A 12,872-nucleotide genomic window follows, 5' to 3' on the forward strand; every position below is an offset into this window, starting at 1 on the left:
GTCAAGCAACAGCGCTGTACTGCTGCTGTCGACGCGGCGGGCGGGCCCGCAGGCGAGTCGCCGGTGCCACGGCAGGGCGGCGACGTCGCGGGGAGCCGATCTGCGTACCGGGCTCAGAGAGCGGATCGGTCGCCCCCAAGGCTGTCTGCGCAGGCTGTGCCGGCCGCTCCTCGTGGAGGCGGATCATCTCGGCAAGGTGCTCGGCGGTGAAGCGGTAGGCGCGGCCGACCCGGGTGTGCGGGATCAAACGCCGTCGCGCTCGGTCCTTGACCCACCAGGCCGAGCAGCCGAGGGTGTCGGCGATCTCCTCGGGGCGGTAGAGGCGGGGTGCGGGGGTGTCGGACGGCCTGTGGGGGACGGACGCGGGCGTGGGTCGGTGCAAGGGGCAACTCCTGGTCGCGAGGGCGGGAGGGATGCGAGGGCGGCTCAGGTGGCGCGCGGGCCCTGAACGAGGGCAAGGGGTGATACCTGCAGGGATTCGACGATGGCGACGCGGCCGTCGACATTCATCGCCGCTTGGCGGATTCGAGGCGGGACAGCATCGTGCTGGACATAGATCGGCTCAAAGCGGTACATCACGCGGCGAGTGGGCATGGCTCAAGGCCGCGCTCCGTGCGAATGATTTCGGTGGTGTGAGCCGTCAGCATTCCTGCGGGCCTCACTTCCAGAGATCGTGTTGTCATGGCTCCACTTGTAGCGCGCATTCGCCGGTTTGGTTAACCGGCGATTGTCGGCTATGTTGCCCCGCGCTCAATCGGTGAGCGAGGCGGTCGGGGTGCTACGTAAGGCAGGATCCCCGAATGAGCCCCCACAGCAGAGACCCTCCCTGACGTGGGGTGTTGTGTTGTAGCTTCGCCGCTCGCAAGACGTCAACGGCTTGCCGATGTGATGCTTCTGGCTCGGGATGCAGGGCAACTATTTGGTCGACCGGCGATCGTGCCCTACCGTTTTCGCACCGCCCTCTCCGTCTCGATTTCCGGCGGAGTTTCTGCCGTGAGAGATTGCGCCGGTAAGGGCTGGACTTGCGCGCCGCGGGTGTGGCTATGTTGACGACGCCCGGAAAGCGCAAGCGGCCATCAACGCCCCGCGCCAACGGCCGGACATCCCCACCCTTCACACCCGTCCCCGCCCCCGACCGACGGTGAACCGTGGGCATCCAGCCCACCGGCCACCGAGTGAGGACCGCCCCTCTTGGCACGAATCCGCACCATCAAGCCGGAAGCCTTCGTCTCCGAGTCCCTGGCCTCTGTCTCCCTGACGGCCGAGCGGACGTTCTTCGGACTGCTCACCCAGGCCGATGACCAAGGGCGCCACCGCGACCACGCCGCGATCATCGCCGGGCAACTGTGGGTCCTGCGCCCGGAACACACGCCCGCCGCTGTCGAGAAGGACCTCGCCCAGCTCGCCGACGCCGGGCTGATATGCCGCTACAAGGGTCCGGACGACAAGCGCTACCTGCACATCGTCACCTGGCGACAGCATCAGAAGATCAACCGCCCCAGCGCGAGCCGTCTTCCTGCTTGTCCGCATCACGACACGCAGGCTCGCACCGTGCCCCGCGTCGAGCCGCCTGTTGGAGTGGGCGTCACGGAGCCCGCACCAGGGTGTCACGGAGCCCTCCGTGACAACCCCAGGCGAAAACGCGAGACTGCGATGAATTCGGTCGCCGATGAAGAAATAGCAGGTCAGAGCCATTTCAGTGAGCCCTCCGTGAGGCAGCGGGGAGGGTTCGGCGAGGGAGCGGTGACACCTCACGGTCCGGATCTAGGACCTAGGATCATGGATCTAGGAGATACCCCTTCGGGGGGCGCAAGCGCACGCACACCCCGCCCCGTCTCAGCCAACGAGCTCATCGCCGAGTACGCCGCCGCTTGCACACACCGTCCGCCCAAGGACGTCCTGGGCCATCTCGGACGGGAGGCACGCAAGTTGCTCGAGGAAGGCATCGCGTCTGGTCACGTCCGGGCCGGACTCGACCTGCACCGTGCCAAGGGCCTGCACCCCAGCACTCTGCCGAGCCTCGTGCACGAAGCCATGAACGGCTCCCCCACGGCGCCCATTGCCCACAGGGCGTGGACGAATCCTGCCGATGCCGAAGCCGCCTACGGAGGTGACCTCTGACCGCCACTCTCAACCGCGAGCCCGGCCGCGTCGGCCCGCTCGCCGACCGGCTCAACGGCATCCTTGCCGACCGCGGCATCGCCCCCACCACCGCAACCGCGGATGAACCGCCGGCCGAGCGGATCACCGCCCTGGAACTGGCCGACGCCCGCATCCCCGCCCGCTACCGCCGTGCCTTGGCCGACCGCCCCGAGACGACCGCTTGGGCCGACCAGATCGCCCGCGCCGGACGTCCTGGCCCCGGCGGGCCGGGCATCGCCGAAGGCCCGTCGCTGCTGATCGCCGGCCCCACGGGCACCGGCAAGACCCACCTTGCGTACGGCGCCATCCGCACCCTCCTCGCCCGTGGCGTCCGCCTGCGCTGGGAAGCCACCACCACCGCCGACCTCTACGCCCGCCTGCGCCCCCGGGCCGGCCACGACACCGAACGCGACCTGCGGACCCTGGCCCGGAGCCCGCTCCTGTTCCTGGACGACCTCGGCGCGGCCAAGACCAGCGAATGGACCGAGGAGCTGACCTACCGGCTCATCAACCACCGGTACGAGCACATGCTCCCCACCCTCATCACCACCAACCTCCCCACCGCCGAACTCCGCGCCACCCTTGGTGACCGCGTCGCCTCTCGCCTCGCCGAAATGACCGACCGCGTCATCCTCACCGGCCCCGATCGACGCCGCCACCACCCGGCCTGACCTCCATGAGGTCAGTCCCCGCACTCCCAAATCCGGAGTGCGCAGCCTTCCGGAAACGGGGGACCGGCCTCGTCACCATCGGGGACCGAACCAGGGGACCGGGGACCGGGGGGACCGGGGACCGGTCCGCAACGGCATGGGGACTAACCGGGACCGACGCAGCAACGACGCGGGGACCGGTCCCCACTCCGACAGCGGCCGGTCCCCTTCGATTCCGGGACCGGTCCCCAACGGACTTATCGGATACGGGGACCGGGACCAGCTGTCTCCCGCATTTCCAGGGCCCCGAACCGGGATCGACAGCACACGGTCCCCGAGCGTGATGAACCACGGGGACCGGGGACCGGTCCCCGCCCTGAGCCTGACCCGGCGCAAGGACTGACCCGACCGTCCCGGTCCCCACCCCTTCCTCCCGTGCCAACCCCACCGCCCGCAGTGCGAGGCACGGACCAAACCACCCACCCAGAGAGCATCCATGCACCAGGCACAGCACGAATTCGCCGACACCCGCTCGAAGACCACCTCCCCGGCCCCCGGCGGAGCAAGGTATGGCGTTGGACCGTCCAAGGGCCGGTCCAACGCGGAAGCCTCCGCCCCGGGGGTGGCGGAGGCAGGTCCCCGGCGCGGGGGCGCACCGGGGACAGGGGTCGTGCGTGCCGCTGACGAGGCCGCGCTACACCGTGTCGCCCGCCGCCGCGCCCGCCAGGACGTGCAGCGCAAGGAGCGTGTCGACGTCCGCTACAGCCTCGAAGAGAAAGCCGAGATCCTCGCCGAGGCCCAACGACTCGGCCTGGCCGGTGCACACCTCGTCGGCGCCGTCGTCATGGCCCACCTCAGCGGCGACCTCATCTTGCCCGACCGACGCACAGCGACCGACGACCTGATCGACGAACTGGCCGCCCTCCGCACACAGGTCTCCAAGATCGGCACGAACGTGAACCAGATCGCCCACCGCCTCAACTCCGGTGGCGACCCTCACCCCGTGGACGCCGCTGTACTCGCCGAGGCCGGACGTGTCCTGGCCAAGGTCAGGCAGGCGGCCACCGCGATCGACGCCGCCGCCGACACCACCGCCGATGCGGCCGCCGCACAGCGCCGGGCGGTCTGATTGATCGCGAACATCGTTAAGCCCGGCCACAAGACCAGGGGCGTCCTCAACTACCTGTACGGGCCTGGCCGAGCCAACGAGCACACCGACCCCCACCTCGTTGCCTCATGGGACGGCTTCGCGCCCGACCCCGGCCGCGACCCCGAGGCCACCCTCGCCCAGCTCGCCACCGTTCTCGACCTACGCGTCAAGCAAGCCGGCCACAAGGCGCCGAAGAACCACATCTGGCACTGCTCGATCCGCGCTGCCCCCGAGGACCCGATCCTTTCGGACGATCAGTGGGCCGCCATCGCCCAGCGCGTCCTCAACGCCACCGGCATCGCCCCTGCCGGCGACCAAGACGCCTGCCGATGGGTCGCCGTCCGCCACGCCGAAGACCACATCCACATCGTCGCCACCAAAGTCCGAGGCGACCTCCGCCCGCCTCGGAACTGGCACGACTTCCTGCGTGCGGACAACGAACTCGTCGCCATCGAGAAGGAGTACGGCCTGCGCCAAGTCCCGCGCGGCGACCGGACCGCCGCCAAGCGGCCCACCCGCGCTGAGCAGGAGAAGGCCCGCCGCACCGGACGTTCCATCACGGCTCGCGAGCGGCTGCGGACCACCGTGCACACCGCCCTGACCGCGGCCACCGGCATGGACCAGTTCTTCGAGATCCTCACCGGCACCGGTGTGCTGGTGGACATCCAGTACTTCCCCTCCGGTGACGTCCGCGGGTACAAGGTCGCTCTCGAAGACGACACCAACAAGGACGGCGAGCCCGTCTGGTTTTCCGGCTCCACCCTCGCCCCCGACCTCTCCTACCCCAAGATCGCTGACCGCCTCACCGCCAGCGACCCCGGCCCGGCGGCCCCGACCGAGTCCCACGCCTGGCGACGACTCACCCAGGCTGTCGACCGGATGCCCGACCACCTCGCCCACAGCAACGACGGGGCCGGACAGGCACACATCGCCGTCCTCGTCGAAACCCTCGACGCCCTGCCCCTGATCGCGCCGACCGACCTACGGCCTGCGCTCTTGCAGGCGGCTGCCGCGTTCGAACGGGCCAGCCGTTCCCGCGTCCGCGCCCGCCACCAGCAGGCCCAGGCCACCCGGCGGGCAGTGAAGGCCATCCTGCGAGTCCCCCCGCCCAAGGACGGAGCCCTCCTCGCGATCCTTCTCGATGCCGTCCTCCTGGCGGTCGTCGCCGCCCAGCACTGGCACCGCACCCGTGCTCACGACCAGCAGGCCGAAGCAGCCCGACAGGCGGCCGAGCGCCTGCGCCCCGTCTACCAGGCCGCAGCAGCGGAACCGCTGGCCGTGCTCCATCAGCGTGGAAACCGGATGGCCGAGTCGCTTCGCCGCCACCAGGCAACCGTCCTGCGCCAAGCGCTCCCGGCGCTGGCGGACGAGATCCTCGCGGAGCCCGGGTGGCCTGCCCTGGCAGCCACCCTCGCCAAGGCCCGATCAGCGGGACACAACCCCGGCACCCTCCTCGCCGAAGCCGCCACCCAGCGAGAACTCGACACAGCCACCAGCCTCAGCCGGGCCCTCACCTGGCGCCTCCACCGCCTCGCCGACCTGCCCCAGCACACCGCAAACACCCCGGCGCCCCTGCAGGCCGCGGCCCGGGTCGTCCATCCCACCACCCAGCAGCGCCGCGCACGCTGAATCTGACGGCACCGGACAAGGAGCACATCGAGAAGATCCACCCCACCGCCGACGTGTTCCCGAGGTCAGGCGGTCGGCACGACCGCCAGTCCCTCAGTCGGCCGCTCTCCCCACCAGCGCAGGAGCCAGCAGCTCCAGCGCCTCCTCCCATTGGAAGCGGTCCGCTCCCCCGCCCGTCTTCGGCCGGTGCGGCTCGTACGTCCCCACCAGCACTCCCATCTCCCGCAGCTGGTCCAGACTCCGGCCATACGCCGGATGGGCGGCCATGGCGGCGTTCACGTACGGCAGGACAGCGATCGGTACACCCATCCCGTACGCCTCGCACAGAATGCCCAGGGCGAGGGTGTCGGCGAGGCCGGCCGCCCATTTGTTGACCGTGTTGAACGTGGCCGGCGCGACGGCGATCGCGTCGGCGGGCGGGAGCGGGCGTGGGTCGCCGGGGCTGTGCCAGGCGGAGCGGATCGGGTGGCCGGTCCGGGCCTCGATCGCCTCGGCGTCGAGGAAGCCGAGCCCTTGGGGGGTGGCTATGACGCCGACGCCCCATCCTCGCTTCTGCGCAGCGCTGATCAGCTTGTGGGCGTCGCCCGCGATGCCAGCGGCGCAGACGACGACATACAGGAACGGCTGCTCTGCGGTCACGCGGGGACTCCCAGTCGGCGGCTGAAGCGGTGGAGCTCGGGCAGGGTACGTCGCCGGTCGCGGGCGGCCATGTCGGCAACCAGGTCTCGTACGGCGGGCCGGCGTACGTCCTGGGCGGCGCAGGTCTCGGCGATCCGCAGGGCCTGGTAGCCCTCGGCCAGGCGGCCCTGCTGGTTGTAGGCGCGGGCGGCCTCGATCCACAGGGCCGCTCGGCGTTCGGGGACAGGAATGTGGCGGCGCATGAGGGGGGCGGCGGTGTTCAGGGCAATGCCGGCGTCGCCGAACGCAACCGCCGCGCTCACCGCGTGGAGGGCGACGTTAGTGGGGCTGAAGTTCGCCCAGGCGTCGGGCCGGTCAAGTGCGACGTAGCGGGCGACGTCCTGGGCCTCGGCGAGGAATTCGCGGGTGGCGGCACGGTCGCCGGCGGTGCTGGCGGCCGTGACGCCCCGCAGGAGAAGCAGGCCCACGGCGGCGAGGTAGCGAGGGGAGCGTCGGTCGTAGGAACCGGCGAGCTGTCCCGCCGTATGGCGGACGAGGGTGACGGCCTGGGTGGTGTGCTTCTCGCGGGCCAGGACGTGGGCATGCACGCGGACGCTGGAGGCGAGGACGACGGGGTCGCCGGAGCGCTCAGCCTCGGCCAGGGCGCGGCCCACCGCGAGCCAGGCGTTGCCGTGGTCCCCCTGTTTGAGCAGCAGGCTGGTCGAGGTCTGGTACGCGGTGGCCAGGAGTCCGGCCATCTCGGCCTCGTTGCGGTGGTCGCCCGCGGCTTCCCGCAAGTCGGCGAGAAGGCCGGGCAGGACGGCCTCCAGCTCCGCGTAGTCGCAGGTGCAGAACAGGCGCCGGGCGGCAGCAAGGCGGGTTTCCAGGGAGCCGGTGTCTGCGGAGCCAGTCTCTGCGGCGCCTGCCTGACCGGAAACTGTCCGCGGACTGGGGAGGAGGGCACGGACAAGGTTGTCGTGAGCAGCCGTGGCAGGGGCGGTGGGGGCCGTGAGGGAGGCGATGCTCGCGGCGAGGAAGGTGCGGCGGCGCATGTCTTCCGTCTCATGATCGTCGGTCGGTGCTGCTGACGGGGCCGGGTCTCTCAGGCCGAGGATGTGGAGGGGAATGCCGAGTTCGGCGGCGACGGCACGTAAGACCCGGGTGTCTTCCGTGCCTCGTCCGCTCTCCAGGCGGCTGAGCTTCGACTGGTGGTAGCCCAGCGCGGTGGCGACGTCCGCCTGCGAGCGGCCGGTGCGCCGGCGGGCGTGCTTGATCGCCTCGCCGATCCTCCCGGCTTCGGTCTTCACGTCTGCCATCCATGCCCTTCCGTCCGCGTCGAGCATGCCCCTGCGGTCGAGCGTAGGCGAGCGGTGCGGGAGCGTCATGCAGCTTCTGCATGGACGATGCGGTGCGGGCACGAAGTGTCGCGACCGGGGCGTCCGGGGCGGTTCCTTGGAGTGGTCGATCCGACTTCTGGAGGCCGCTCGTGGAAGCGCACCAGCTCACCTTCACCCTCCCGCCGACGCCGGTCGCCGTGCCCACGGCACGACGCCAGGCGCGAGAGGCCATAGCCGCCTGGCCGGCGGTGACAGCGGTGCCGGAAGCCGTCCGGACGGCTGAGCTGGTCGTCAGCGAGCTCGTCACGAACGCGGTCCGATACGCCGATCACCAGCCGATCAACGTCGTCATCCAGTTCTGCGCAGCGGTCCTGCGGGTGGAGGTCAGCGACGCGAGCCCCACTCTGCCGGAACCGGCGCTGCCGGACGAGGACAGCGAGAACGGACGCGGCCTCTTCCTCGTCGGCGCACTCGCAGACCGCTTCGGCGCGGCGGCGACGGCCTCCGGCAAGTGCTGCTGGGCCGAGATCGACACGGCTGCCCGACCCCCGGCTGGTGCTGCCGCCTTGTCCCTTCCTACGCAGAGGAGTTGTACGTGAGTACCCGCGTCCCCGCAGTCACGTCCCAGGTCATCGCTGTCCGGCCCGGCCGGCCTCTCTCCGGCACCGTGACGGTCGATGGTTCGAAGAACGCCGCGCTACCGCTCGTAGCCGCTGCGGCAGCCCTCCTTCGCCCGGTCCGTCTGGACAACGTCCCCGCCAGCTCCGACGTCCAGACCCTGCTGGACCTGCTGCGCCAGGCTGGCTGGAACACCGCCCACCCGGTCGGCGACGACCAGACCGTCCTCGTCCTTCCCCGCGAGGCGGCCCCGACGCCCGACGGCCTGGGCGAGGCCGCGTCCGGCATCCGCGCCTCGTACTACCTCGTCCCCGCTCTGATCGCCCTCTGCGGCCGGGCCCGGCTTCCCTGGCCGGGCGGATGCCGGATCGGGGACCGCGGCATGGAGCAGCACTTCAAGGTGTACGAAGCCTTCGGCGACCGCGTCCGCGTGGACGACCACGGGTACGTCGTCGAAGTCGGCAAGGCGGTCCGTGGCACGGTGTCGCTGGTCCTGCCCTTCCGCTCGCGCGGAGCGACGATCGCCGCGCTCCTGCGCGCCATGGTCGCGGGTACTCCGCTTCGGCTCGGACAGCCGAACCTCTCCCCCGAGGTTCTCGGCGTCCTGAACGCGCTTATGGCAGTGGGGTACGAGTGCCGTGCCGGCGAGCGCGTCCTCACTCTCGCGCCGCCGTCTTCCGTCTCGGAAGAGGACGTACCCGTCTGGAAGGTGCCGGGAGACAAGATCGAGGCGGGGACTCTGGCCTGCGCCGTGGCCGCAACCGGCGGCAACGCGCGGATCGAGGGCGTCCACGGCCCCGATGTCGCGCCGCTCGTCGCAGCCCTCCACAGGATGGGCATTCCCACGGCCGGCGAATCGAAGACCCTGGTCGTCCACGGACGGGAGACCCAGCCGACCGGCCGCTCCCTGCGGGCCATGGCCACGCTGGCGCCAGGCGGCCTTGACGCCGACTTCGAGCCGCCGCTCCTCGGCCTGGCCCTGGGCTTCCCCGGCACTCACCTGTTCTCGGACCCGATCAACCCCGGCCGCCACAGCAACCTCATCCCGCAGCTCGTCCGCATGGGCGGCGACATCACCGAGCTGTCCACCACCGAGTGCCGGTTCACCGGACCGCAGCGGCTGACGGGTGCCGGAGTGGAGGCGACAGACATCCGCACGGGTTCAGCACTGATGGTCGCCGGCCTCACCGCCCGCGGCGTCACGACCCTCGGCGGAGTCGACCAGATCCGCCGCGGCCACGCCGACCTGCCCGGAAAGCTCCTCGCCCTCGGAGCCGACATCTGCGAGGTCACCCCATGACCGCCGTCAGACGCTTCCAGCGGATCATCGCCACCACCGACGTCCACTCGTCCTTCGACGACGCCGTGCCGATGCTCGCGCACCTGCACGCGATGAGGCGCGACAGCTTCGTCGTCGACTGCGGGGACTTCTTCGAGGGCACGGGCTACTACCGGGTCGGTCAGGGCCGGATCGAGCAAGACGTTCTCATCCGTCTCTACGACGCCGTCGTCCCCGGCAACCACGGCTGGGGCCACCACTTCGAGCCCGGCCTGTACGACATCACGGTGTGCGCGAACGCCGTCGCCGACGAGACCGACGAGTTGCTCTTCCGCCCGGTCCGTCTGGTGCACGTCGGCACCCGCCGTGTCGCCGTCACGGGCGTCATCGGCCCGCAGGCGTTCAACGCCATCCCGGCCGGCCAGCGCGTCGGCCACCGTGTCATGGAGCCGGCCCGGGCTCTGCGCGAGCTGATGTTGGCCCATCACCACCAGGCCGACTCCTGGGTGGTGCTGAGCCACTCCGGGTTCGACGAGGACCTTAAGCTGGCCACAGCCTGCCCGTTCCTGGACGTCGTCTTCGCCGGCCACTGCCACAGTGAACGCCCGGACCCGGTGCCGGTCGGGGACACGCTCGTTCTGAAGGGGCGTGAACTCGCGGCCGGTTACGCGCTGGCCGAGCCCGTGGGCGCGGACTGGGCCGCCCAGGTGGGCTCCTTCCCGCCTGAGGGCGTTCTCCCCCGTGAACTCGCTCTCGTAGGGAAGGCCATCGACGCCATTCACGAGGAGCTACGCACGCCGCTCGGCCCGCTCCGGGATCCATACGGGAACGGTCCTCTCGACCGTCGCGCCCTGCTCTCCGACGTCGCCCACCGCCTCCACAGTGGTCTGGGGGCCGAAGCCGTGCTGCTGAACGAGACCGCTCTTCGGTCTCCCCGGTTGGGGGCCGTACTCACGCAGGGCGATCTCCTCTCCATCGAGCCCTTCGACAACCAGCTCGTGCACGCCCACGTACCCGAGCACTTCTCCGCAGACCCGACGGCCCTCCTCACTCACCTCGGCCAGCAAGCCGGTCCGATCGTGTCGGCTCCCGATCCCCTGCCCGACCGTCTGCCGACCGTGCTGACCACCGGCTATCTCGCCGACACCTACCTCGGATGCCGTACCCGGCAAGCCGGGGTCCGTCTCAGTCAGGCCGTGCAGCACACGCTCACCGATGGAGACTCCCGATGATCCTCACCGGTCCCGAGATCACCCAGGCCGCGGCCGACGGCCGCATCCGCATCTCCCCGTTCGAGCCGACGCAGGTCAACCCGAACAGCTACAACGTCCGGCTCGGCGGCACCCTGCTCACGTACGTCGCCGACACGCTGGACGCTCACCTGCCGAACGCCACCGTGCCGATCGAGATCGGGCCGAACGGTTTCGAACTCCGGCCGGGCCAGCTCTACCTCGGCCACACCATCGAGGAGGTCGGCTCCGACACGTTCGTGCCGCTGCTCTTCGGACGCTCCTCGGTCGGCCGCCTCGGCCTATTCGTCGAGATCACCGCGCCCATCGGCGACATCGGCTTCCACGGCCAGTGGACGCTCATGCTCTCCCCGATCCGGCCGCTGCGCGTCTACCCGGGCATGCGGATCGGGCAGATCATGTTCTTCGTGTCCGTCGGTCCGGTGGCGCTCTACACGGGCAAGTACCAGTCCTCCACCGGCCCCCAGCCCTCCGCGTACTGGCGCGACCTCGCCGCCCTCGGGGCGGTGGCCTCGTGATCCTCACCGGCCCCGCCATCGCCGCCGCCAAGGCCGCCGGCGAGATCACCATCGAGCCGTACGAGCCGAAGCGGATCTCCCCGAACGCCTACGACTGGCGTCTGGGCGACACTCTGCGCTTCCACGACGGCTCCCTCGACGCGGCAAAGCCGACCGAGTTCCAGGAGGAGCCGATCCCCGACGCGGGCTACGTACTGCGGCCGGAGGTCCTCTACCTGGGGACGACCTACGAGCGGACCGGCTCGGAGACGTACGCGCAGTTCCTCAACGGCGACCGGACCATCGGTGCGCTCGGCATCTGGGTCCACGTGTCCGCTCCCCTCGGTCACCAAGGCCACGCCATCCGCTGGACGCTGGAGATCCGCGTCAGCCGACCGGTCCGGGTCTACCCGCGCATGACGTTCGGCAAGCTGGTCTTCCTCCAGGCCCTCGGCGCCATGGCCAGCTACCAGCACCACGGCCTGAAGTACCGGTCCAGCCAGGGCATCGAGACCTCCCGCCTTTACGAGGAGAATCCGGGAGGGCCCGCATGAACCTCACCGTCGTCACGGCCCTCGACCTGCCGTTCCCGAGCCCCGGCGGAAGCGTCGAACTCTTCCTCGACCTGTACACCGGCCGCAGCCCGCTCCTGCCCGCACGGGCCTTCATGCTCGCTCCGGAGAACAAGGGCCTGCGGCCGGCCGCGCCAACGGGTCTGGACCTCGTACAGGCCCCGGGGAAGTGCCTGACCGGATACGCGTTCCGCCGTTACGTCACCACACTTCAGCGGGCCCTCGTGGACGCGGTCGACCCAGGCGAGGTCGGGGTTCTCCACCTGCAGCACCTTGCCTTCGGCGCCACACCGGCCCTGCTCCGCGCCTTCCCGAAGCGCCCTCGGATCGCCCTCGTCCACGGCACCGACCTGCTGTTCGCGGAAACGCACCCGGAACAGCTCGCCACCCTGCGCGAGGCGGCCTGGGCGGCAGACGTGATCGTGGTGCCGACCGGCGCGATGGCCGACCGCCTGCTTCTGCTCGCCCCTGACACCCATCGTCGCAAGGTGGAAAAAATCCCCTGGGGCATCCCGGACCGCCTCATCGCCAGCCCTCCCCCACGACGCCGGCACCAGTCCTCCAGTCACCTGCGGATCCTGTACGCCGGCCGCCTCACCCCCGAGAAGGGCTTCGACACCCTCCTCTCGGCCCTCCCCCTCACCCAGTCGGCCGAGCTGTCCGTCGCCGCCCCCAGAGCCGAGTTCCAGGCCCTTCGTCCCCGCCTCCACCAGTACGGCGTACACGTCCACTACCTCGGCTGGCTCCGCCGTCCACAGCTCTGGAGGGCCTTCGCCGACCACGACGTGCTGGTCATGCCCTCCACGACACTGGAGGCCATGGGCCTCGTCGCGCTCGAAGCCCAGGCATGCAGCCTCCCCGTTCTCTACCAGCCGGTTCCCGGCCTCACCGAAGCACTGGGCGCCACCGGCCTCGCCACCGACTTCGCCAACCCGCACGCCGTCGCCCGCGCAATCAACCGCCTCCGCGCCAGCCCCGACCTCCTGTCGGCGCTCCGCGCGGCCGGCGTCACCAACGCGGCCCGCTTCCCCTTGAGCGCCACCGCCACGGCCCTCGCCGAGCTCGGCGGGCGTCTCGCCTGACCACCCGTGGCGCACCCCCACCAGGGGCAGCAGTCTCACTACGATCGG

13 protein-coding genes are annotated in these 12,872 nt (G+C 70.6%); 10 read left to right on the forward strand and 3 right to left on the reverse strand.

Translation table 11 applies throughout. The annotated features are described in order from the left end of the window. Position 1: 1 nt before the first annotated feature. Positions 2–382 carry a helix-turn-helix domain-containing protein gene (locus ACF07S_RS22910; RefSeq protein WP_391974958.1) on the reverse strand — a complete coding sequence of 127 codons (381 nt, stop codon included), beginning with the start codon at positions 380–382 and terminating at the stop codon, positions 2–4. Between the two features lie 809 nt (positions 383–1,191). Between ACF07S_RS22910 and ACF07S_RS22915 the strand changes: the two genes are divergently transcribed. The 4 genes from ACF07S_RS22915 (at position 1,192) to ACF07S_RS22930 (ending at position 5,571) form a co-directional block, all read left to right on the forward strand. Beyond that, positions 1,192–2,121, forward strand: a complete 930-nt coding sequence (locus ACF07S_RS22915) for a hypothetical protein (RefSeq protein ID WP_391974959.1) — start codon at positions 1,192–1,194, stop codon at positions 2,119–2,121. Then, positions 2,118–2,813 (forward strand): ATP-binding protein, encoded by a 696-nt coding sequence (locus ACF07S_RS22920; protein WP_391975011.1) that lies wholly within the window; start codon positions 2,118–2,120, stop codon positions 2,811–2,813. Before ACF07S_RS22915 ends, ACF07S_RS22920 begins: the two co-directional genes overlap by 4 nt. A 649-nt stretch (positions 2,814–3,462) precedes the next feature. Then, positions 3,463–3,921, forward strand: a complete 459-nt coding sequence (locus ACF07S_RS22925) for a MobC family plasmid mobilization relaxosome protein (RefSeq protein ID WP_391974960.1) — start codon at positions 3,463–3,465, stop codon at positions 3,919–3,921. Beyond that, positions 3,922–5,571 (forward strand): relaxase/mobilization nuclease domain-containing protein, encoded by a 1,650-nt coding sequence (locus tag ACF07S_RS22930; RefSeq protein ID WP_391974961.1) that lies wholly within the window; start codon positions 3,922–3,924, stop codon positions 5,569–5,571. It begins immediately after the preceding gene. A gap of 93 nt (positions 5,572–5,664) precedes the next feature. Here ACF07S_RS22930 and ACF07S_RS22935 read toward each other — a convergent pair whose 3' ends face one another. Together ACF07S_RS22935 and ACF07S_RS22940 are read right to left on the reverse strand one after the other, a co-directional pair. Further along, positions 5,665–6,210, reverse strand: a complete 546-nt coding sequence (locus ACF07S_RS22935) for a flavoprotein (protein WP_391974962.1) — start codon at positions 6,208–6,210, stop codon at positions 5,665–5,667. Next, positions 6,207–7,505 (reverse strand): helix-turn-helix domain-containing protein, encoded by a 1,299-nt coding sequence (locus tag ACF07S_RS22940; protein WP_391974963.1) that lies wholly within the window; start codon positions 7,503–7,505, stop codon positions 6,207–6,209. Before ACF07S_RS22940 ends, ACF07S_RS22935 begins: the two co-directional genes overlap by 4 nt. Positions 7,506–7,675: 170 nt before the next feature. Between ACF07S_RS22940 and ACF07S_RS22945 the strand changes: the two genes are divergently transcribed. From ACF07S_RS22945 to ACF07S_RS22970, 6 genes are read left to right on the forward strand one after another with little or no spacing between them, the layout of a single operon-like run. After that, entirely contained in the window at positions 7,676–8,125 is a 450-nt protein-coding gene (locus ACF07S_RS22945; RefSeq protein WP_391974964.1) for an ATP-binding protein, read from the forward strand. Beyond that, positions 8,122–9,444 carry a UDP-N-acetylglucosamine 1-carboxyvinyltransferase gene (locus ACF07S_RS22950; protein ID WP_391974965.1) on the forward strand — a complete coding sequence of 441 codons (1,323 nt, stop codon included), beginning with the start codon at positions 8,122–8,124 and terminating at the stop codon, positions 9,442–9,444. Before ACF07S_RS22945 ends, ACF07S_RS22950 begins: the two co-directional genes overlap by 4 nt. After that, positions 9,441–10,655 (forward strand): metallophosphoesterase, encoded by a 1,215-nt coding sequence (locus tag ACF07S_RS22955; protein ID WP_391974966.1) that lies wholly within the window; start codon positions 9,441–9,443, stop codon positions 10,653–10,655. Before ACF07S_RS22950 ends, ACF07S_RS22955 begins: the two co-directional genes overlap by 4 nt. Further along, entirely contained in the window at positions 10,652–11,191 is a 540-nt protein-coding gene (gene dcd / locus ACF07S_RS22960) for a dCTP deaminase (RefSeq protein ID WP_391974967.1), read from the forward strand. The genes ACF07S_RS22955 and dcd overlap by 4 nt, the downstream gene beginning before the upstream one ends. Continuing rightward, a complete protein-coding gene (locus ACF07S_RS22965; RefSeq protein ID WP_391974968.1) occupies positions 11,188–11,724 on the forward strand; it encodes a deoxycytidine triphosphate deaminase in 537 nt (178 codons plus the stop codon). The genes dcd and ACF07S_RS22965 overlap by 4 nt, the downstream gene beginning before the upstream one ends. Further along, positions 11,721–12,824: a glycosyltransferase family 4 protein gene (locus tag ACF07S_RS22970; RefSeq protein ID WP_391974969.1), complete on the forward strand. Its 1,104-nt coding sequence runs from the start codon at positions 11,721–11,723 to the stop codon at positions 12,822–12,824. The genes ACF07S_RS22965 and ACF07S_RS22970 overlap by 4 nt, the downstream gene beginning before the upstream one ends. Positions 12,825–12,872: the final 48 nt, after the last annotated feature.

The sequence above is a fragment of the Streptomyces sp. NPDC016640 genome, from assembly GCF_043076215.1.
In the GTDB taxonomy this organism is placed as follows: domain Bacteria; phylum Actinomycetota; class Actinomycetes; order Streptomycetales; family Streptomycetaceae; genus Streptomyces.